Annotated in this window: 17 protein-coding genes; 12 read left to right on the top strand and 5 right to left on the bottom strand. The window is 46.4% G+C overall.

Annotation, left to right across the window (positions count from 1 at the left end; translation table 11 throughout):
- The first annotated feature begins 89 nt into the window (after positions 1-89).
- From recJ to ACIGBN_RS14765, 7 genes are all read left to right on the top strand, one after another.
- A complete protein-coding gene (gene recJ, locus ACIGBN_RS14735) occupies positions 90-1,814 on the top strand; it encodes a single-stranded-DNA-specific exonuclease RecJ (RefSeq protein WP_396666302.1) in 1,725 nt (574 codons plus the stop codon).
- Between the two features lie 114 nt (positions 1,815-1,928).
- Entirely contained in the window at positions 1,929-2,771 is an 843-nt protein-coding gene (gene folD / locus ACIGBN_RS14740) for a bifunctional methylenetetrahydrofolate dehydrogenase/methenyltetrahydrofolate cyclohydrolase FolD (RefSeq protein ID WP_341565313.1), read from the top strand.
- 187 nt (positions 2,772-2,958) lie between these two features.
- Positions 2,959-3,549, top strand: coding sequence for a UPF0149 family protein (locus ACIGBN_RS14745; protein ID WP_133002723.1), 591 nt, complete (start codon positions 2,959-2,961; stop codon positions 3,547-3,549).
- A gap of 77 nt (positions 3,550-3,626) precedes the next feature.
- Positions 3,627-4,940 (top strand): aminopeptidase P N-terminal domain-containing protein, encoded by a 1,314-nt coding sequence (locus ACIGBN_RS14750; protein WP_341567942.1) that lies wholly within the window; start codon positions 3,627-3,629, stop codon positions 4,938-4,940.
- Between the two features lie 36 nt (positions 4,941-4,976).
- Positions 4,977-6,182, top strand: coding sequence for a UbiH/UbiF/VisC/COQ6 family ubiquinone biosynthesis hydroxylase (locus tag ACIGBN_RS14755; protein WP_133002725.1), 1,206 nt, complete (start codon positions 4,977-4,979; stop codon positions 6,180-6,182).
- 128 nt (positions 6,183-6,310) lie between these two features.
- Complete coding sequence (locus tag ACIGBN_RS14760) at positions 6,311-7,138, top strand: HDOD domain-containing protein (protein ID WP_133002726.1); 828 nt, start codon at positions 6,311-6,313, stop codon at positions 7,136-7,138.
- A gap of 137 nt (positions 7,139-7,275) precedes the next feature.
- Entirely contained in the window at positions 7,276-8,472 is a 1,197-nt protein-coding gene (locus tag ACIGBN_RS14765) for a class I SAM-dependent rRNA methyltransferase (protein ID WP_133002727.1), read from the top strand.
- A 106-nt stretch (positions 8,473-8,578) separates the two neighbouring features.
- On the opposite strand, the gene ACIGBN_RS14770 is transcribed toward ACIGBN_RS14765, so the two are convergent.
- The gene (locus ACIGBN_RS14770) at positions 8,579-9,235 is read right to left on the bottom strand and encodes an HAD family hydrolase (protein WP_396666306.1); all 657 of its coding nucleotides are present in this window, start codon (positions 9,233-9,235) and stop codon (positions 8,579-8,581) included.
- 135 nt (positions 9,236-9,370) lie between these two features.
- Here ACIGBN_RS14770 and ACIGBN_RS14775 point away from each other — a divergent pair, with 135 nt between their 5' ends.
- From ACIGBN_RS14775 to lgt, 3 genes are read left to right on the top strand one after another with little or no spacing between them, the layout of a single operon-like run.
- Complete coding sequence (locus tag ACIGBN_RS14775; RefSeq protein WP_133002729.1) at positions 9,371-9,874, top strand: RNA pyrophosphohydrolase; 504 nt, start codon at positions 9,371-9,373, stop codon at positions 9,872-9,874.
- A 30-nt stretch (positions 9,875-9,904) separates the two neighbouring features.
- A complete protein-coding gene (gene ptsP, locus ACIGBN_RS14780; RefSeq protein WP_133002730.1) occupies positions 9,905-12,193 on the top strand; it encodes a phosphoenolpyruvate--protein phosphotransferase in 2,289 nt (762 codons plus the stop codon).
- A gap of 29 nt (positions 12,194-12,222) precedes the next feature.
- Entirely contained in the window at positions 12,223-13,020 is a 798-nt protein-coding gene (lgt, locus tag ACIGBN_RS14785; protein WP_396666308.1) for a prolipoprotein diacylglyceryl transferase, read from the top strand.
- 124 nt (positions 13,021-13,144) lie between these two features.
- On the opposite strand, the gene ACIGBN_RS14790 is transcribed toward lgt, so the two are convergent.
- A complete protein-coding gene (locus tag ACIGBN_RS14790; RefSeq protein WP_133002732.1) occupies positions 13,145-13,996 on the bottom strand; it encodes a thymidylate synthase in 852 nt (283 codons plus the stop codon).
- Positions 13,997-14,161: 165 nt separating this feature from the next.
- Here ACIGBN_RS14790 and folA point away from each other — a divergent pair, with 165 nt between their 5' ends.
- The gene (gene folA / locus ACIGBN_RS14795; RefSeq protein ID WP_396666310.1) at positions 14,162-14,671 is read left to right on the top strand and encodes a type 3 dihydrofolate reductase; all 510 of its coding nucleotides are present in this window, start codon (positions 14,162-14,164) and stop codon (positions 14,669-14,671) included.
- A 353-nt stretch (positions 14,672-15,024) separates the two neighbouring features.
- On the top strand, positions 15,025-16,302 hold the full coding sequence (locus tag ACIGBN_RS14800) for a cation:proton antiporter (protein WP_396666312.1): 1,278 nt from the start codon (positions 15,025-15,027) through the stop codon (positions 16,300-16,302).
- A gap of 156 nt (positions 16,303-16,458) precedes the next feature.
- On the opposite strand, the gene ACIGBN_RS14805 is transcribed toward ACIGBN_RS14800, so the two are convergent.
- From ACIGBN_RS14805 to ilvD, 3 genes are all read right to left on the bottom strand, one after another.
- Positions 16,459-17,691: a sensor domain-containing diguanylate cyclase gene (locus ACIGBN_RS14805; protein WP_133002735.1), complete on the bottom strand. Its 1,233-nt coding sequence runs from the start codon at positions 17,689-17,691 to the stop codon at positions 16,459-16,461.
- Between the two features lie 22 nt (positions 17,692-17,713).
- Positions 17,714-18,556, bottom strand: coding sequence for a 23S rRNA (adenine(2030)-N(6))-methyltransferase RlmJ (locus tag ACIGBN_RS14810; protein ID WP_133002736.1), 843 nt, complete (start codon positions 18,554-18,556; stop codon positions 17,714-17,716).
- 78 nt (positions 18,557-18,634) lie between these two features.
- Entirely contained in the window at positions 18,635-20,479 is a 1,845-nt protein-coding gene (gene ilvD, locus ACIGBN_RS14815) for a dihydroxy-acid dehydratase (protein ID WP_133002737.1), read from the bottom strand.
- Positions 20,480-20,585 lie beyond the last annotated feature (106 nt).

A 20,585-nucleotide genomic window follows, 5' to 3' on the forward strand; every position in this document is an offset into this window, starting at 1 on the left:
AATCCCAGCTGCATAAAAAAGGGTAAAGGATTTATGTTAATCTTTGGTATCAATTTGTTAACTACTTCCCCTGATTTTAGAGTATTTGTATGCGTATAGAACGTCGCTCCTACCAGACTACAGATGAGCACTTTTCTGCGGACATGCCGCCGAGTTTACAGCGTATATTTTTAGCTCGAGGTGTCTCTTCTAGCCAAGAGTTGGATTACCGTCTGCCCTTGTTGTTGAGGCCCGAGCCATTGTTTGGGCTGCAAGCGGCGGCGAGCATTCTTGCTGATGCCATTATGGGGGAGCAAAAAATTCTAATTGTCGGTGACTTTGATGCCGATGGCGCGACCAGTACCAGCTTGGGGATACTTGCCTTAGAAGCGATGGGGGCCATTGCTCCCGATTACTTGGTGCCCAATCGTTTTGAATTTGGCTATGGCTTAACCCCAGAAATAGTCGAAGTGGCGAAAGAGAAACAGCCCGATGTGTTGGTGACCGTCGATAACGGTATCGCCAGTTTAGATGGGGTGCGCGCGGCAAAATCCTATGGCATGAAAGTGGTCGTGACGGACCATCATTTACCTGGTGATGAGCTACCAGAAGCGGATGCAATCGTTAACCCGAACCACCCCGCTTGTGGCTTCGACAGTAAAAACCTTGCAGGCGTAGGGGTGATTTTTTATGTGATGAGCGCTTTGCGAGCTGAATTAAAACGACGAAACTGGTTCGAAGATCAGCATATTCCTGAGCCGAAAATGGCGGACTATTTAGACCTGGTAGCATTGGGGACTGTGGCCGATGTGGTGTCGTTAGATACCAATAACCGGATTCTCGTGCAGCAGGGGATTAAGCGCATCCAAGCAGGGTTGGCCCGCCCTGGTATCCTCGCATTATTGGAGATAGGTCGTCGTGACTACTCACGATTGAAAGCGTCTGACCTTGGTTTTGTGGTTGGTCCTAGGTTAAATGCAGCAGGGCGTCTTGATGATATGTCTGTCGGCATTGAATGTTTATTGACCCCTCACCCGCATCAAGCCAAGCAATATGCCCAGCAATTGGATCAGTTTAATCGCGAGCGCAAGGCGATTGAATCCGACATGAAAGATCAGGCTGAAGAGGTCTTATCTAGCTTGTTAGATGAAGATCAAGATATGCCCAATGGCATGTGTTTCTACGACCCTGACTGGCATCAAGGTGTGATAGGCATCTTGGCTTCTCGTATGAAAGAAAAGTGCCACCGTCCGGTGATTGCGTTTGCGCGTGTCGGCGACGATGAATTAAAAGGCTCTGCGCGTTCTATTGCTGGTGTGCATATTCGAGACGCATTGGATTTATTGGCAAAACGCTACCCTCAATTACTGAGTAAATTTGGTGGGCATGCAATGGCGGCTGGTATGAGCATTAAAGAGTCTCATTACGACGCCTTCCGTTTGGCGTTCGACGCTATTATTAGCGACTGGGTGACACCGGAGCAGCTCGAAGCTACGGTCTGGACGGATGGGCCTCTCGCCCCCGAAGATTTTAGTTTGAGTTTTGCTGAGCAGGTGCGTTTATCTGGACCTTGGGGGCAAGCGTTTCCTGAACCTTGTTTTGATGGTGTGTTTGAGGTGTTGCAACAACGCTTGGTGGGTGAGAAGCATTTGAAGTTGATGGTAAGGGAGCCGCAAAGTGGGCTCTTGCTCGATGCGATTTGTTTCTTTGTTGATTTGGAAAAATGGCCGAACGAGTCCTGTACGAAAATTCGCCTAGTCTACAAGCTCGATATCAACGAATTTAGAGGGCAAAAAAACCTCCAATTGATGGTGGACTATTTAGAAGCGGCTTAGTTTTGAGCGCTGTTTTTCTTGAATAAAATACCGCGAGGGCGCCTATCTATTCCTAACTTAGGTTACAATAGCCCTCCCTCAATCCACTACATTATTTAATGCAGGAGTCCATCCATGACTGCACAGGTTCTTGACGGCAAGCTTTGCGCCAAAGAAACCGAAACCCGCCTTCAAGCTCAAGTCGCTGAGTTAAAACAGCGTACTGGCGGTACTCCCATTCTAGCAACCATCCTCGTTGGCGCCGATCCAGCGTCTGCGACTTATGTCAAAATGAAAGGCAATGCCTGTCGTCGTGTTGGTATGGATTCTATGGCTATCGAATTGCCAGATACCACAACCACAGAAGAGTTGCTGGACACCATCAATGGTTTGAATGAAAACCCTGATGTTCATGGTATTTTGTTGCAGCACCCGGTGCCAGAGCAAATCGATGAGCGTCTGTGTTTTGATGCTATTGAAGCACGCAAAGATGTCGACGGTGTCACCTGTCTTGGTTTTGGTCGTATGGCAATGCAAGAGCCGGCATACGGTGCGGCGACTCCTGCTGGCATTATGCGTCTGCTAGAAGCGTACGATGTTGCCCTAGAAGGCAAACATGTTGTTGTGGTTGGTCGTAGCCCGATTTTGGGCAAACCAATGGCGATGATGATGTTGAATGCAAATGCAACAGTGACCATCTGTCATTCTCGTACGCAAAATTTACCTGACTTGATCAAACAAGCTGACGTCATTGTTGGTGCGGTTGGTAAGCCTGAGTTTATTAAAGCAGAATGGATCAAAGACGGTGCCGTTGTGGTAGACGCCGGTTACCATCCAGGTGGTGTTGGCGACATTGAATTAGCGCCATTAGTTGATCGTGTTTCGGCATACACACCAGTACCTGGTGGCGTTGGCCCGATGACCATCAACACCTTGATTTTGCAAACCTTAGAATCTGGCTTAAAGCAGCTGGGTTAATATCAAGCATTGAAAGCGGCGCGACCTTGCCCCATATAGAGTCTATAGGGTAGCAAAGAGAAGAACGCGACGCCTTTATGATTGATAAGAAGCCGTGCCGACAGGTGCGGCTTCTTGCTTTGCACGATTTAGTGAAGACAGCACGCTCCATTATTTAGATAACATAACAGAAATAGGTAGATGGCCCATGTCCACAGAAATGTTAAAAGATGCGCTTGATTTTGATTTGATCGCCGATGTGTTTGTCTCTGAGTCTATCAGTGCATCCCCTGCAGAATTGCATGGTCAGCTTTGTGGTTATCTGGCGTCAGGGGTGACCTTACCATTGGAAGATTGGCTGACCATGGTGGCGGAATTTTGCGACATTGAAAGCTGGAAAGAAGACGCCAGTCGTGCCGCTATTGTTGAGTTATACACGGCGACTTTGACCTTATTTCAAAATGGCGAGTACGCATTAGTACCGTGCATTTCGGATGAGGATGCGGAACTGTGCGAACGAGGGGTTACTTTATCCCAGTGGGCGCACGGATTTTTAGCGGGTTACGGTTTGTCTGGTCAGAAAAAAGAACTGAACGACGAAATCAAGCAAGTGTTGCGTGACTTCGCCAATATTTCTGCAATGCAAGCGGATATGCGCTCGCTTGAAAGCAACAATGATAACGAAACAGATCTGACGGAATTGGTTGAGTATGTTCGCTTGTCTGCCATGATGCTCTATTCAGAACACCATCAAGTCAATCCGAATGTAGATCACACGAAACAAAACTCCTTGCACTAATAATGGGCCCTTTGTTGTCCATCCAGCGAATCGAGCTGAGTGGTTATGGCCATCACCTTATATAAGAGAGAGTGAGCATGAAAATCGAAAGTCAAACTTACCAAGCTCGACGTGAGCGTTTGATCCAGTCGCTACCTGACAACACGGTTGCTGTGATTCGCACCGGCGACCTCTGCACACGTAACAATGATTGTGAGTATGAGTTTCGACCGAACAGCCGCTTCTTTTATTTAACCGGTTTCCCTGAGCCCAGTGCCTATGCTTTGATTAATGGGAAAGGTGAAACCGTATTGGTGACCTTGCCGAAAGACCCTGAAAAAGAGCAATGGGAAGGTTTTCGTTATGGCACAGAGGGGACAATTAGCACCTTTGGTGTGCACGATGCGGTGCCACTAGACGCGCTGGATAGCGTGGCGATTGCTGTGTTGGATGGCGCTCAACAGGTGGCCTTTCCGTTTGATGATGAGCCGCTTCGTCAGCAAGTTTTACAGTGGCGAGACGATTTGGCGTCACGAGCTCGGGCGGGGGCGATTGCTCCAACTCAGCTTTTGGATTTGTCTCCTGCTATTTCAGAAATGCGTTTACGCAAAGACGATGAAGAAATTGCCCTGATGGAAAAAGCCGCGCAAATCAGTGTGGCGGCGCACAAGCAAGCAATGCGAACCGTGCGCCCAGGGATGAAAGAATATGAACTGGAAGCAGAACTAAATTACGTTTTTATGAAATCGGGATCGCGTCAGCCTGCGTATAACAATATTGTCGCCTCTGGTCACAATGCCTGCGTTCTGCATTACATCAAGAATGACGACACCATTGATGATGGCGATTTAGTATTGATTGATGCCGGGGCGGAGTTTGGTTGTTACGCTGGCGACATCACACGAACCTTTCCGGCGAATGGCAAGTTTTCTGAACCGCAGGCCGCTTTGTACCAAGTCGTATTGGACGCTCATACCGCTGGGCTAAAAGAGCTAAACGTTGGTGCGCCTTATGAGGCATGCCATAACGCAGCAGTGAAAACCCTAACTCAAGGTCTAGTGACGCTGGGTTTATTGACTGGAAACGTCGAATCGCTGATTGAAAGCAAGGCATACCGAGATTTTTATATGCACAATACCGGACACTGGCTTGGCCTTGATGTTCATGATTGTGGGGCGTATCGAGTCGATGGCGCCTCTCGGCCCCTCGAAGCTGGCATGGTATTAACCATAGAGCCTGGCTTGTATGTGTCGTTAGACAATGAGTCGGTGGATGAAAAGTGGCGTGGTATTGGTATTCGTATTGAAGACGATGTCTTAATTCGTGCGGATGGCCCTTATATTCTAACGCATGGCTTGCCACGAGAAATCGCAGAAATAGAAGCCTTTATGGCACAGGGTCGTGAACTTTAATGTAGTAATCAGGCGTTTGTCGCCGGAGATGAGTAAATGGCAAAGCAATACGATTTAATCATAGTGGGCGCAGGCATGGTGGGCTCTTTAGCGTCTTTATTACTGGCCAATTCGTCGTTACGAATTGCTCTGGTAGATAGGCACAACGGGGACTACGCTTTGTCAGTGCCACCTAGCTATGATGCTCGTGTTAGCGCTATTTCGTGCCAATCTAAAGCCTTGTTAGAAGCGGCAGGCGCTTGGCAATCGATCCCTCAAAACCGCCTCGCTGCCTATAATAATATGGTGGTTTGGGACGGTTTAGGGGAAGGTTACATCGACTTTAATGCGCGTAAAACTCAGTTACCAGAATTGGGGCATTTGGTTGAAAACGCGATTTTGTGCACTAGCTTAATGACAGAAGTTAAGCAGTCTTCGAACATTGATTTGTACCTTGCTGATGAAGTGGAAAACCATGAATTGAGTGAGTCAGGGGTGACGGTTTCTTTGCTGTCAGGCCGCCAATTAGAAGCGCAAGCCATTATTGCGGCAGACGGTGCTCTGTCTAAGCTGCGTACCGAAAATGCCTTTGAGACCGTCGAGTGGGATTATGGTCATCAAGCCATGGTGGCAACCATTGAAATTGATCGCGCCCATGAAAATACGGCATGGCAAAGTTTTGGCGAAGAAGGCATTTTGGCTTTTTTGCCGCTGCCGAGTGTCGATGATCGTCATTTTGTATCCATTGTTTGGTCTGTGCCTCCACAAGAGGCCGACAGCTTGATGGCGCTGGATGATCAGGCATTTTGCAAACGACTAGGCTACGCCATCAGTCAGCGCTTTAGCGTGCTGGATATCACCACGGCTCGTCAGTCGATTCCACTGCGTCAACGTCATGCAAAGCAGTATGTGAAAGCAGGCATTGCTCTGATTGGAGATGCGGCTCATACGATACATCCGCTGGCAGGTCAGGGCGCTAATTTAGGCTTTGGTGATGTGAAAGCGCTGGTGGACGTATTGTCGAAAGCCCATCGACGTGGTGAGTTTTTAGGCGCGAGTCGAGTCTTGCGTCGCTACCAACGGGCTCGCATGCTGGACAATATCGCCATGGCGGCGGGCATGGAAGGCTTTAAGCGTTTGTTTGGTACACAGCAACCTTTGCTGGTTCAGCTGCGCAATCAAGGCATGGCCCATTTTCATAACAACACATCATTAAAAGAGAAACTCGTCGCCCGAGCGGCTGGCTTGTCTTCTTTTTCTTAATATTGAATCGAGTCTCTTGTTCCTTAATGAGCAAGAGGTCCACGGCTAGGCCGTGAGAGTTTTGCAATTCTTGAGATCTGTTTTATGCTCAAGAGAAAGATTATTGATAGGGTTTAAGGCTGCCGCATATGCAAGTACAAGATTTGTTGAAAAAAACGGATAAGCTCCCTAATGTCCCGGATGTGGTTAGAGAGTTGATCGTTCTGCTGAACGACCCTAATGCCAATTATTTTGATATCTCCCAAAAGGTCGCCCATGACCAAACCATGTCGCTTAAAGTGTTGCGAGTGGTTAATTCGGCGTATTTTGGCTTGTCTCGAAAAGTGTATTCGATTGATGAGGCTACGGTGATTTTGGGTATTAATAAACTCAAAACATTGGTGATAGCATCTGGGTTTGCTAATTCGGTAAAAAGTGTAGAAGGGATTGATTTAAAAGCGTTTTGGCAGGACTCTTTTCGTGTCGCTATTTTGGCGCAATGGCTTGGTAAACGCACCGACCTTGTTGATGCAGAAGAGGCCTTTACTGCTGGTATTGTGCATAACCTTGGGCGCTTATTGTTGCATTTGACAGAGCCCACTATCGCTCAAGAAATTCGAACGCGAACGAAAGAAAACTTTATCAGTCGTACGAAAGCGGAGTTAGATGCGCTGGGGTTTACCACTCAAGACGCCAGCAAAGCCTTAATGGATTTGTGGAAGTTTCCGCCAGAATTGGGGGAAGCGGTGCGAATGCACAAACGCCCCTTTAGCGAGGAAGACCCACAGCCATTAGCGTGCGTTTTGAATTTGGCTTGTTACCTAAATGCTTGTATTCGCAGTGAGCGCGACGAAGAATTGGTCGTCGATGGCTTCCCTAAAACGGTGGCCAAAGGCGCGGGCTTGCCAGAGCAGATTATTTATCAGCTTGGTGAGGCTCTGTTGATCGGCGATGATTTAGACTTGTTGTTGTCTTAGTATTTCATCTGACTGAGTAATGGCTGAGCAAGCGCAGCGTTGGCGTCAGCTAAGATGCCGAATTCAACGACGTAATTCATGGCAATTGCGTGTATAGCATTTATAATAGGTTTTTTTAAAATCACTGGGTGAAGAAATTGAGCGTTATTCGACTAAAAGGGCAAGCTGATCGACGTCTACGAGCAGGTCATCAATGGATCTACAGCAATGAAGTAGATACAAATAAGACGCCATTAAAGCAATTTACTCCAGGCGATCAGGTTGTAGTTGAAACGGCACAAGGAAAACCACTTGGTATTGCAATGGTTAACCCTAACACTTTGATTTGTGGTCGTTTAATCAGTCGTAGTGTTGACACTGTGATGAACAAATCTACCTTGGTTCATCGTCTTAAAATAGCCTTGTCATTGCGTGAAATTGCCTATAAAGGGCCTTATTACCGCCTCGTTTTTGGTGATTCCGATGGTTTGTCAGGTTTGGTTGTCGACCGTTTTGCCGACATCCTTGTGGTGCAAATCTCCACAGCCGGCATGGAGCGTATTAAGGGTGAAATAGTTGAAGCCTTGCAGGACGTGATCAAGCCAAGTGCCATCTTAATGAAAAACGATGGCAAGATGCGTCAAATTGAAGGACTGGACAGCTATGTTGAAGAAGCCTTCGGTACTGTGCCTGAGTTAGTTTATCTACAAGAAAATGATGTGCTTTTCCAAGCGCCAGTGTGGGATGGGCAAAAAACAGGTTGGTTTTATGACCACCGTGAAAACCGCAAAACCATGCAGAACTATTGTGATGGCAAGCGTGTTCTTGATGTGTTCTCTTATGTGGGTGGTTGGGGTGTTCAAGCCGCTGCCGCAGGGGCGACGGATGTGACCTTTATTGACGCCTCAGAAAGTGCGTTGAGTCATGTGGACGCCAATCTTAAATTGAATCAATACGAAGGCGGCTCTGAGCTCATGCACGGCGATGCATTTGAAGCAATGCAGTCTTTGATTGAAGACAAACAGCGTTTTGATGTGGTTGTTATGGACCCACCAGCCTTTATTGCACGTCGTAAAGACATCAAAGCAGGGGAAGGCGCTTATCATCGTGCTAACCAATTGGCGATGCGTTTGGTGGCAAAAGGAGGCATTCTTGTGTCGGGCTCTTGTTCTATGCACCTAGAAACCAACCGTTTGCATGACATAGTGCGCAGTAATAGCCGTCAATTAGAGCGTTTTTCTCAATTGATTTATCGTGGTACCCAAGCACCAGATCATCCGGTTCATCCGGCGATTGAAGAAACAGAATACTTGAAAGCGCTATTTTACCGCATCCATAACAACATGGGTCTGTAAGACGGCGTTGATCGCGTGTTATTAGCGATTTAAAAAAGCCTCTTTACTGTCATAAGTAAAGAGGCTTTTTATGGTCTAAACGACGGAGCAAACAAGGTGGTTTTGATTAATCTCGTAACGAGATATGAGGCCAGCCGCGTTCTTTAGCGATGTCAGTTAAGGTTGGGTCAGCGTCGACAGCAACAGGGTGAGTCACCAGTTCTAAAAGGGGTAAGTCGTTACGAGAGTCGCTATAGAAGTAGCTGCCTTCCATTGAGTGCCCTGTTTCGGCTAACCAGTCATTTAACCGTGTTACCTTGCCTTCTTGGAAGCTAGGAATGCCAACAATATTACCTGTGTAGCGATCCTCGATGATTTCGGGAACGGGGGCAATGATATGGTCCATGCCCATCGCTTCTGCAATTGGGCCGGTAACAAACTGATTGGTGGCGGTGATCATCAATAGAAAGTGTCCTTGCTTTTTATGATGCTCGAGTAACGCCTTGGCTTTCTCTTGCATCATGGGGGTGATTTTTTCTGCCATAAAAGTGTGATGCAATTGGGTAAGCTCTTCATTATTGAATAATGCGAGAGGCGCTAAGCTGAAGGCCAAGTATTCATGAATATCCAATGTGCCTGATTGATATTGCTGAAAGAAGCGGTCATTGGCTTTGGCATAGGCTTGTGTATCGACTAAGCCTTTCTCGACTAAAAATTGTCCCCAAGTGTAGTCACTGTCACCGCTTAATAAGGTGCCGTCTAAATCAAATATTGCGAGCGTCACGATCAATCCTTAGTTCTTTTAATGTATACAAAGTATAGCGATGGGAGAGATAAATAACACCTGTCTTAATTGTGCAATAAGGCGAATTGTGGAACAATGAATTCAATTTATTTTTATGTTAAAAGGTGATAGCTCGTGATTGATGCAGACGGATATAGGCCGAATGTGGGCATCATACTGATGAACGAGCGTGGCCAACTTCTTTGGGCGAGGCGTGTAGGGCAAAATGCATGGCAATTCCCCCAAGGCGGTATTAAACCTGATGAAACACCAGAAGACGCTTTGTACCGAGAATTAAAGGAAGAAGTAGGACTGGAACCTCATCAAGTAGAAATCGTGGGGAAAACCCGAGGATGGTTGCGTTACCGACTTCCCAAACGCATGTTAAGACACAACAGCAAGCCTTTGTGTATCGGGCAAAAACAGAAATGGTTTTTGTTGTCGATTCGTTGTGCTGACGCTTGTGTCTGTGTAGATGCAACAGATTGTCCGGAATTTGATGGTTGGAGATGGGTGAGTTACTGGTACCCACTTGGCCAAGTAGTGGCGTTTAAAAAGGATGTTTATCGCCGTGCATTAAAAGAGTTGATACCTAATGCACACCGAAAGTTAGAAAATATCATTAAAGCAACTCACTAAATTTACATTATTTAGGGTGCAAGGAGAACGATGCTAAGTTTGCTCAGACGTATAACCCAAGAAGTGACTGCTGCGCAGTCTTTGCCGACCGCGTTGGACATTATTGTTCGGCGTGTGCGCAGAGCAATGCGGGCAGAAGTCTGTTCAATTTACTTAGTTGATCCTAATACTAGCGAGTATATTTTAATGGCAACACGAGGCTTAAATGCTGGTGTTGCTGGCAGCGCTAGCCTTAAGTCCGATGAAGGGTTGGTGAGTTTGGTTGGGCGTCGTGCTGAGCCTGTTAACCTAGAAGACGCCCATGTCCATCCGTCATTCCATTATCTCAGTGGAACCGGTGAAGAGCGTTACCGTTCTTTTCTAGGGGTGCCCATTATTCATCACCGACAAGTGCTTGGTGTCTTGGTGGTTCAACACGAAGACAAGCGTCGATTTGATGAGGGAGAAGAAGCCTTTCTTATTACGCTTTCGGCGCAGTTAGCGGGGGTTATTGCTCACGCAGAAGCGACAGGCGCCATGACTAGCCTAAGCGCAACGTCTGCACCCGTTGGAGCAGATTTTCGCTATAAAGGTGTCTCTGGGAGTTCGGGGGTCGCCATTGGGCGAGGGGTGGTGGTGTATCCACTGGCCGATTTAGATGTGATACCTGATCGCACGATTACCGACACTGCTTCAGAGATTGCTGATTTTTATCAGGCACTTGAAGCCGTACGTGAAGATATTCGGCGTGCAAGTAATCGCCTTAGCCAGCATTTATCCACGGATGAAAAAGCGTTGTTTGATGTCTATTTGAAGATTTTGAATGATAACTCGCTGGTGGTTGAGGTCGAGAAGAAAATCAAAAAAGGCAATTGGGCTCAAGGGGCAATCAGGCAGGTTATTCAAGCCCATATTGCGCATTTCAATCGAATGGATGACCCTTATTTGCGCGAAAGAGCGACCGATATTCGGGATCTCGGACGCCGCATTCTTTCTCATCTGCAAGAAAAAGCCCCTAATTTAGCAGAACGTTTCAGCGAACCGAGTATTATTATCGGTGAAGAGCTGACGGCGTCTATGTTGGGTGAAATTCCCATTGATAAGATCAAAGGCCTGGTGTCGGTGATGGGGTCCAGCAACTCTCATGTGGCGATTCTTGCCCGTGCGATGGGGATTCCTACTGTCATGGGGGCGCTGGATTTACCTTACGCCCAGTTAGATAAAGTCGACATGATTGTCGATGGTTACTTGGGGCATGTTTTTACTTATCCTTCTGAGAATCTAATCCAAGTCTACACTCAGATTGTTGATGAAGAGCGCCAGTTAGAAGAAGAATACGAAACACTAAAAGACCTGCCATGTGAAACGACGGATGGTTATCGTCTCTCGTTATTTGTGAATACAGGATTAACCGCCGATATTGCGCGTTCTTTGGATCGCGGTGCTGAGGGGATTGGTCTGTATCGTACAGAAGTGCCCTTCATGGTGCGTGATCGTTTTCCCACAGAGGCAGAGCAAGAGCACATTTATCGCCAGCAGTTGGAAGGTTTTGCGCCCGCGCCAGTGACCGTACGTACATTGGACATAGGCGGCGACAAAGCGCTGCCATATTTTCCGATTGCCGAGGAAAACCCCTTTCTTGGTTGGCGTGGCATTCGAGTAACACTCGATCATTTGGAAATCTTCATGGCGCAAATACGTGCCATGATTAAAGCCAGTGCCGGTCTGCACAATTTAAAAATCATGTTGCCAATGGTGTCCAACGTAGCCGAAGTGGAAGATGCTTTGGCGCTTATTCGCCGTGCTTATGCCGAGGTGAAAGAAGAAGGTTACGATGTCAAAATGCCACAAGTGGGCGTGATGATAGAAATTCCAGCGGCGGTTTACCAAGTCAAAGAGTTGGCGGCATTGGTCGACTTTATGTCTGTTGGAAGCAACGATTTAACACAATATTTGTTGGCGGTGGATCGTAATAACCCGCGTGTAGCAGACTTATATAACTGTTTTCATCCTTCGGTTTTGCGAGCTTTATACTCGATTGTAAAGCAAGTGAAAAGCGAAGGGATAAACCTAAGTGTTTGTGGTGAAATGGCGGGTGATCCTATGGGAGCGATTATTCTCATGGCAATGGGTTACGACGTGCTGTCGATGAGTTCGACCAGTTTACCCAAAGTGAAGGCGGTTATTCGCAATATCTCGATGGAACAAGCGCAAGATATGCTGGATCAAGTGATTCATTTAGCGCATGCCGACGCCGTCACTCAGACGATGACGAGATTAATGCGTGAAGCTAACATCGAGCGTTTAGTTCGCCCTTCTAAAACAACAACCGTGAATTAACACCCCCTTTAGAGGTTTTTCTTACCGTTATGATAGCTTATCCAACGATAGACCCTGTCGCTATTTCGATAGGGCCGCTTGCTGTGCATTGGTATGGCATTATGTATTTAATCGGTTTTGCTGGCGCGTATTTATTAGGCAACTATCGAGCAAAAATGTCCAATGGCTTGTGGACGAAAGATATGGTCAGCGACATGATCTTTTATGGCGCCTTAGGCGTTATATTAGGCGGCCGTATTGGTTATATTCTGTTCTATCAATTTCCTTTTTTTGTCGACGATCCCTTAGTAATCTTTAGAATTTGGGATGGCGGTATGTCATTCCACGGTGGGTTACTGGGCGTGATTGTGGCGATGGCCATATTTGCTCGTCGTTATAATAAACACGTTATTGATGTGACCGATTTTGCCGCGCCTTTTGTGCCGATTGGCTTGGGTGCGGGACGAATTGGTAACTTTATTAATGGTGAGTTGTGGGGTAAGCCAACGGATGTGCCTTGGGCCATGGTGTTTCCCAAAGATGTGTTGCAATTAGCGCGTCATCCATCGCAGTTATATCAGTTTGCATTAGAAGGCGTCGCTCTGTTTTGCATACTGTGGTTCTTTTCGAAAAAGAGTAAACCACGCTGGTGTGTATCGGGCCTCTTTTTGCTGTGCTACGGCGTGTTTCGAATTTTGTCTGAGTTTGTTCGAGAACCGGACCCGCAAATCGGATATTTAGCGTTTGGTTGGGTAACAGAAGGGCAGGTTTTATCGCTGCCTATGGTGATTATTGGCATCATGCTGATTGTGTTTGGCTTTAAAATGAAGAAGTTCCCACAATCCTAGATAACGCCTTTTTTGTGATAGGCCAGTTACTGAGAATCGTACTAAAAAAGCCAGTTACTCAAGTAACTGGCTTTTTTGGTTTAGGCTGCAAGAGCGCTTTGCGGCGGCTTGTAAAAAAGCCTCGTTAGACAGAAAACGGGTAGGCGATAGGCTCGTGGAATTGGTACCCTTCAACAGAAAAATCATCCATAGTCACCCAAGTTTCAATGTCTTCTAGGGACTTGATGTCGGGGTTGATCTTAAGTGTTGGCAAAGCATAAGGTTCACGTTGTAATTGCACGTCACGCATCAGCTCTAGCTGGTCTTCATAAATGTGAGCATTGACTATCTTATGGAATGCTTGCCCCGCTTTGTGCCCTGTAATTTGCGCCACAATCGCAAGCAGTACATAGACCTGCACCATGTTGAAGTTAAGGCCAAGTGGGACATCACAGCTGCGTTGAGTGCTGTTTAGATACAGGGTGTCGCCTAACAAAGAAAAGTGGTGGCTATACATGCAAGGGCGCAGGCAGGCCATGTGAAATGCCCCCGGGTGATAAAAAGTGAGGATTTCCCCACGGTTATCCACACCCTTGGTTAAATCTTCAATGATTTGCTTAAGCAAATCAATGTGACCGCCATCTGGTTTGGGAAAAGCACGACCGATTGCGCCGTAGCACAAGCCCATGTCGTCTTCGCCTTTACGGTGTACGTTATTTAACCATGCGGGGTTGTTGTTTGCATTGGCATCCCATGTTTTGGTGCCAAGGGCTCGAAAATCAGCGGCGTTATCATAACCTCTTAAATAACCAAGAATTTCTGCGATAGCCGACTTCCAATAACTCTTCCGAGTCGTAACCAAGGGGAATTCGCCCTTACTCACATCGTAAGTCAAATCCGCATTAATAACGGTTAAGCAGCGTTTGCCGGTGCGTTCGTTTTCTACCCATACGCCTTCATCAACGATGCGCTGGCAAAGATCTAAATATTGTTTCATGAAGAGAGCCTTGTATTTATTGTCTGGCAGCGACTTAAATCTTTTTAGAAATGCATTCTGGTCTGCCATGAGTATAATAGTTTTCATCGATTATATCAGAACCCCTACCTACTAAGATGCCGCATTTACGATTTCTGTCTAGGGGCTTAAAACAAGGTTTATTATATGTTGTCTTTAATTGTTGCCATGTCATCTAACCGAGTTATCGGGATCAATAATTCATTGCCTTGGCACCTTCCTAATGATCTTAAATACTTCAAACAAGCCACGATGGGAAAGCCGATTGTTATGGGTCGTAAGACCTTTGAGTCTATTGGTAAGCCGTTGCCAGGCCGACGTAACATTGTCATCACTCACGACAGTGATTATCAGGCAGAGGGCATTGATGTAGTGACTTCGTTAGAGGCGGCAATTTCGTTAGGTGAAGACATTTGTTTAGTGAATGGCCAAGAAGAAGTGATGGTTATTGGCGGCGCACAGATTTATCAGTTGGCGTTAGAAAAAGCGGATCGTTTATACGTGACTCATGTGGACGCTGACATTAATGGGGATGCGTATTTTCCTGAAGTGGAATGGCCTTCTTTTACCTTGATAGCGGAAGAAGCGTTTGCGGCAGAAGGCCCTAATCCTTACGATTATCGCTTCTCAATTTATCAAAGAACCAGCGCAAAATAGTAGAAGAAGTGGTGGGTGCTTATTGCGATAATAATAGACTAAACCATAGTCAGTATTGATTTAACGTATTGTACTGGGCTCTTTAGAGTCTTATATTTACCGCTCCGATGATGGCTTGAAAACTCTTTATTGGTTGCCCTTATTGTTTAGGCAGCCAAATACCTTTTCAATTGAGTCACCACATTTTGTTTTCTGCTTTGCCTGAGGGTTTAAAGCCGAGGACTATTATTGAGCTTAGCGTTGTCAGCTACACCTAAGCCGATGCATTTTCAGATTCAGGAATCGTTCTTGATCAAAGAGCATTCCAAAAGATTTCTTATTTCAAATAATTATCTTACTAGCTTGGAGAAAAAATGAACGCTTGGTATTTCCTCTGTTTATTATCAGTGGTGGCGATTTTTATCGCCTTCACTAACCAGTATGTTCTGAAATTGCAAACAACCATCGCAATAACCACAGGTTCTGTGGTTATTTCATTGCTGTTGATGGTACTAGCATCGGTGTCAGGTGGCGGTATTACGGCATCGATTGCCCAAGCTGTTGATGGGCTTAACTTTAATATGCTGCTATTAAAGGGGATGCTTGGCTTCCTCCTATTTGCAGGGGCGTTGGAGATTGATCTTCACCTACTGCGTAATCAGCGTTGGGAAATTGCCATCATGGCATTAGGATCAACGTTAATTTCAACCATCATTATTGGTTACTTCAGTTACTGGGCGTTGGCGCTGTGTGGTTGGGATCTGCCGCTTATTTACTGCATGCTGTTTGGTGCCTTGATTAGCCCAACTGACCCCATTGCGGTCTTGGCAATCATTAAAAAAATGAACGCCCCAGATAAAATTTCGGTACAAGTTGAAGGGGAATCACTCTTTAACGATGGTGTTGGCTTGGTTGTTTTCTCAACGATCTTTGCATTGATTTTCACCGGCCAAGAGCCAACGTTTACCGGCGTTGTTGAGCTGTTCCTTGTCGATGCAGTTGGCGGGATTTTATTCGGTGTGGTCTTGGCATTGGTTGCTCACTGGCTGATTTGTCGCAGTAATGACAGCAGCATCGAATTGTTGATTACCTTGTGTATTCCTAGTGCGGGTTATGCATTAGCAAACTTGCTCGACATTTCAGGGCCTTTGGCCATGGTGGTTAGTGGTATCTTCATTGGTAATGTGACCCGTACCGTTGGTTTTTCTGAGCATAGCCAGCAAACTTTGTCGCATTTCTGGCATACAGTGGATGCCTTCCTTAACTCCTTGTTGTTTATCTTGATTGGTCTTTTGTTGGTGGTATTGCCTGTCACTTGGACAGAAGCAGCGTTGGGCTTATTGATGGTGCCTCTTGTGTTGTTGGCGCGCTTTATTAGTGTCTCTTTGCCGTATCTTGGCTTCCGCCGTTTTCGTACATACGATGCGCACTCCATTAAAATACTCACTTGGGGTGGATTACGAGGAGGGCTGGCGTTGGCTATGGCGGCCTCTATTCCCCACGGTAAGTTGATTATTAATGGTGTGGATTACCATACCTTGATGGTTATGATGACTTATGTTGTGGTGATTTTCTCGATTGTTGTTCAAGGAATGACGATCTCTCCGATCATCGAACGGAGTATTGAAGAAGGGAAAAACGGACAGGCGTAATGGTTATGTCTTGATTTGGTCGCTGTGCAAGCCGTATCGGCGCATCGACCAAATAGGAGAAAGCTTGTTTTAGAAGCACAGATATAAAAAAGGCGCTTGATGGCTGGATTGTTTTATCCAGTTATCAAGCGCCTTTTTTATGACGGAAGAAAAGGCTTAGTTAATGACGACTCTAAGTTGTTTTTGTCGACCAATTTCAACGGCCTCGTTTGCGCTTTGTGCTAATTCTTCAATCGTCTCACCGTCTTCAGGAAACGCAGCAATCCCGACACAGAAGTCGAGAGGGTCAGATTTTCCTTCGATTAATGTGGTGATCTCATTATCGGTTGGATTGATGATGTTCGTCAGCAAGGTTTGCGCGTCTCTAATGCTGGTATTAGGCAGCAGAAGCAGCAGTTTATCGGGTTCTACTCGAGCCAGTACGTCCGCTTCACGTACTTTTTTATAGATATGTCGCGCTGAGGTCTGGATGGCCAAATTGCGTATTTCCATAGGCAAGGCGGCCAAGCGGTTTGTTGCGTCCAGGTTTATTTTCGCCATGGTCAAGGGGGTGTATTGACGTTTGGCAAGCCCCAGTTGCTTCTTAAAGTGCGTAACAGCAGCGCCACGGTTTAATAATCCGGTCAGTTCATCGAACGTTGCTTGGTTGCGTAGGTGCTCTTCAAGGGTTTTCTGTGGGCTAATGTCTTCAACAAAACCAATGATCTTCTTGATGCTGCCATCGATGTGCTTTGTGTAGGTACGACCGCGCTCTTTTACCCACATGTATTCATTGTCGGATTTACGAATGCGGTATTCCGCCTCGTAATAATTTTGGCAATGGTTGACGTGTTCGGTCACAACCGTAGACAGCTTTTTGACATCGTCAGGATGAACAAGAGCATGCCACTCCGTGGTGGAACGTGGTGTTTTGTCTTGTGGTAATCCCAGTAATGCACCAATCGATTGAGAGCACGAAATCAGATCCGAATCAGTTTCCCAAATCCAAAGGCCTGCCGATGACTCTGTTAGGGCAAATTTAAGCAGAGTGTTTTCTGCATCAACCAGATCCATGTGATCTGTGTTGTAAACACAAGCGAGCACAAAGCCGCCCATGGCTTGAAATTCAAGTTGAGTGTTGACCTGTTTATTGCCAATGCGTAATAGATTTTCACAGCGATCAATATGGCCATTATGAATCTTTTTGTACAAGTCTTGCCAATCTTCTAGGCTGTTTGCTTCTTCGCACAGCTCGACCCAGGAGTCGCCTGGTGTCGCGTTAAAGCTTTCAAATAAGAGTGCGAAACTATGGTTAATAGAATGCAGCTTCCCTGTTTGGCTTTCTATAATGAAGGCCGGTGTTGGCATGTGCTTAAAGGCCAACTCAAAAGGGTCTATCACGGTATTCATTGTGCCGCTCCTTTTAAACAATTTATTCCGGGGTGATCCAACTTACTTGGAAGTCAGCGTGTGCGTCTTCGGCTAACAGCTTAGTCAAAACAGGAAGAAACTCATTGGCTTCTTTTTCCAATGTCCAAGGAGGATTGACTATGATCATGCCGCTACCGGCCATACCGCGCTCTTTTTCAGAGTCCCTAATGGTCATTTCTACCAATAGCACATTTCGTATTTTGGTTGTTTCTACCGCTCTTAGCAAATTATCCGCCTGTTTGCGGTTTAATACTGGATACCAGATGGCGTAGCTGCCTTGAGGAAAGCGCTTGTGGCCATCCTGCAATGCCTGCACAACATACTGATAATCTTTTTTCACTTCATAAGGCGGGTCCATCAGAACAAAACCGCGTTTTTGAGGAGGGGGGAGCATCGACTTCACGGCATCAAAGCCGTTGTCTTTGACCACATTGGCTTTTCGTTTATTCGGAAATAGCGCCGCCAAAACTGGGTAATCGTTTGGGTGCAACTCACAAAGGTGAAGTTTGTCTTTTTGGCGTACATAGTAGTCGACAATTTTTGGGCTGCCCGGATAAAAGGCCAACTTATTGTCTGGGTTCATGTCCCGCACGATATCGAGTAAGGACTCAATCGCATCCGGTAAGTTCTCTTCTTCTAATAAACGCGCGATGCCGCTTTGGAATTCTTTGTTCTTTTGTGCTTGGGCTGAATCTAGAGGATATTGACCAATGCCTGCGTGGGTATCTAGATAGAAAAAAGGCGCATCCTTTTTAATCAGATGTTTGCAGATCTCACTGACGATGATGTGTTTTAAAATATCAGCGTGATTGCCAGCGTGATAAATATGGCGATAGCTAAGCATGTCGTTTCCTGTGTTCAATGAAAAAAGGCCGCAACGCCTAAGATGACGCTATGCGGCCTTTTGGGTTTCTTTTATTAATTATTTAAGCTGATCAAGATCGCGCACTGCGCCTTTGTCGGCACTGGTCGCAAAATGAGCATACACTTTTAATGATGTAGAGACTTTACGAGGACGGTCTTCAACCGGTCTCCAAGCATCGGCACCTTTCGCGTTCATTGTATCACGGCGTTTTTGCAATTCTTCGTCGCTAAGCAGAACATTGATGGTGCGGTTTGGAATGTCGATACGAATAATATCGCCACTTTCTACCAAACCAATAGCGCCACCGGCAGCCGCTTCAGGAGAAACGTGACCAATAGACAAACCAGACGTACCGCCAGAGAAGCGACCATCAGTCAATAGAGCACAGGCTTTGCCCAAGCCTTTTGATTTGATGTAAGACGTTGGGTAAAGCATTTCTTGCATGCCCGGGCCGCCTTTTGGTCCTTCGTAACGTACGATAACCACTTCACCTGATTTTACTTTGTCATCAAGGATGTTTTTAACCGCTTCGTCTTGAGACTCTGTGATGTGAGCAGGGCCTTCAAAGACAAGGCAAGACTCGTCAACACCGGCGCTTTTCACGACACAACCATCTAGTGCGATGTTGCCGTAAAGTACGGCCAAGCCGCCTTCAAGGGAAAAGGCATTTTCAATCGAGCGAATACAGCCTTCCGCACGATCGCCATCCAGTGATGGCCAGCGAGTGGACTGACTAAAGGCCGTTTGTGTCGGAATACCAGCAGGACCCGCTTTGAAAAACTCGATGATTTCAGGCGTTGGAGAACGCATGATATCCCATGTTTTCAGAGCTTCAAGCATGGTGTTAGAGTGCACAGTGTGACATTGATTATGCAGTAGACCAGCGCGATCCAGTTCACCTAATAAGGCAAAAATACCACCCGCACGGTGCACGTCTTCTACGTGATATTTCGGTGAGTTAGGCGCTACTTTACATAACTGAGGAACACGACGAGACAAGCGGTCGATGTCTTCCATTGTGAAGTCCACACCCGCTTCGCGAGCAATGGCCAATAGGTGAAGAATCGTATTGGTTGACCCACCCATGGCAATGTCGAGCGTCATGGCGTTTTCAAAGGCTTCAAAGGTAGCGATGGCACGAGGAGACCATTGTGGTTCATCGTTGTCGTAGAAGCGTTTTGTGATATCGACAATGCGACGGCCTGCTTCTAGGAATAGGCGATGACGGTCAGAGTGGGTGGCAAGCGTTGTGCCGTTACCCGGTAAACTTAAACCTAGTGCTTCGGTTAGACAGTTCATTGAGTTGGCAGTAAACATCCCAGAACAAGAGCCACAAGTAGGACAAGCAGAACGCTCGTACTCTTCGACTTTCTCATCTGAGGCGGTTGGGTCTGCCGCGATGACCATGGCATCAACCAAATCCAGTTTGTTTTCTGAAAGCTTGGTTTTACCTGCTTCCATTGGGCCACCAGAAACAAAAATCACCGGAATGTCTAGACGCATTGCTGCCATTAACATGCCAGGGGTGATTTTGTCACAGTTAGAAATACACACCAGTGCATCGGCACAGTGAGCATTGACCATGTATTCAACAGAGTCGGCAATCAAATCGCGAGAAGGTAAGCTGTAAAGCATGCCATCATGGCCCATTGCAATACCGTCATCGACAGCAATGGTATTGAATTCTTTTGCCACGCCGCCAGCTTCTTCGATTTCTCGACAAACTAACTGGCCAAGGTCTTTAAGATGTACGTGACCTGGTACAAATTGCGTAAAAGAGTTCGCGACGGCAATGATTGGTTTATGAAAGTCATCGTCTTTCATACCAGTTGCACGCCATAAAGCGCGCGCGCCGGCCATGTTGCGGCCTGAAGTCGTTGTTTTTGAGCGATATGCTGGCATTGCTTTCCCCACAGATTTTTTTGCTTTATATAGGCACTCATGTTACCAAGTTTATTGTCTCTGCCCAATGGCAATTTTCAGTGAACTGGGTACAGATTAAGAAAGT

It is taken from the genome of Marinomonas sp. NPDC078689, from assembly GCF_044542435.1.
GTDB classification, from domain to species: domain Bacteria; phylum Pseudomonadota; class Gammaproteobacteria; order Pseudomonadales; family Marinomonadaceae; genus Marinomonas; species Marinomonas arenicola.

Bases quoted from the DNA above. Each gene is read 5' to 3' on its own strand.
- ACIGBN_RS14800 (WP_396666312.1), top strand. From the start codon at position 15,025: ATGAACGCTTGGTATTTCCTCTGTTTATTATCAGTGGTGGCGATTTTT.
- ilvD (WP_133002737.1), bottom strand. From the start codon at position 20,479: ATGCCAGCATATCGCTCAAAAACAACGACTTCAGGCCGCAACATGGCC.
- ACIGBN_RS14760 (WP_133002726.1), top strand. From the start codon at position 6,311: ATGCAAGTACAAGATTTGTTGAAAAAAACGGATAAGCTCCCTAATGTC.
- recJ (WP_396666302.1), top strand. From the start codon at position 90: ATGCGTATAGAACGTCGCTCCTACCAGACTACAGATGAGCACTTTTCT.
- lgt (WP_396666308.1), top strand. From the start codon at position 12,223: ATGATAGCTTATCCAACGATAGACCCTGTCGCTATTTCGATAGGGCCG.
- ACIGBN_RS14790 (WP_133002732.1), bottom strand. From the start codon at position 13,996: ATGAAACAATATTTAGATCTTTGCCAGCGCATCGTTGATGAAGGCGTA.
- ACIGBN_RS14810 (WP_133002736.1), bottom strand. From the start codon at position 18,556: ATGCTTAGCTATCGCCATATTTATCACGCTGGCAATCACGCTGATATT.
- folD (WP_341565313.1), top strand. From the start codon at position 1,929: ATGACTGCACAGGTTCTTGACGGCAAGCTTTGCGCCAAAGAAACCGAA.
- ACIGBN_RS14745 (WP_133002723.1), top strand. From the start codon at position 2,959: ATGTCCACAGAAATGTTAAAAGATGCGCTTGATTTTGATTTGATCGCC.
- ACIGBN_RS14755 (WP_133002725.1), top strand. From the start codon at position 4,977: ATGGCAAAGCAATACGATTTAATCATAGTGGGCGCAGGCATGGTGGGC.
- ACIGBN_RS14805 (WP_133002735.1), bottom strand. From the start codon at position 17,691: ATGAATACCGTGATAGACCCTTTTGAGTTGGCCTTTAAGCACATGCCA.
- folA (WP_396666310.1), top strand. From the start codon at position 14,162: ATGTTGTCTTTAATTGTTGCCATGTCATCTAACCGAGTTATCGGGATC.
- ptsP (WP_133002730.1), top strand. From the start codon at position 9,905: ATGCTAAGTTTGCTCAGACGTATAACCCAAGAAGTGACTGCTGCGCAG.
- ACIGBN_RS14750 (WP_341567942.1), top strand. From the start codon at position 3,627: ATGAAAATCGAAAGTCAAACTTACCAAGCTCGACGTGAGCGTTTGATC.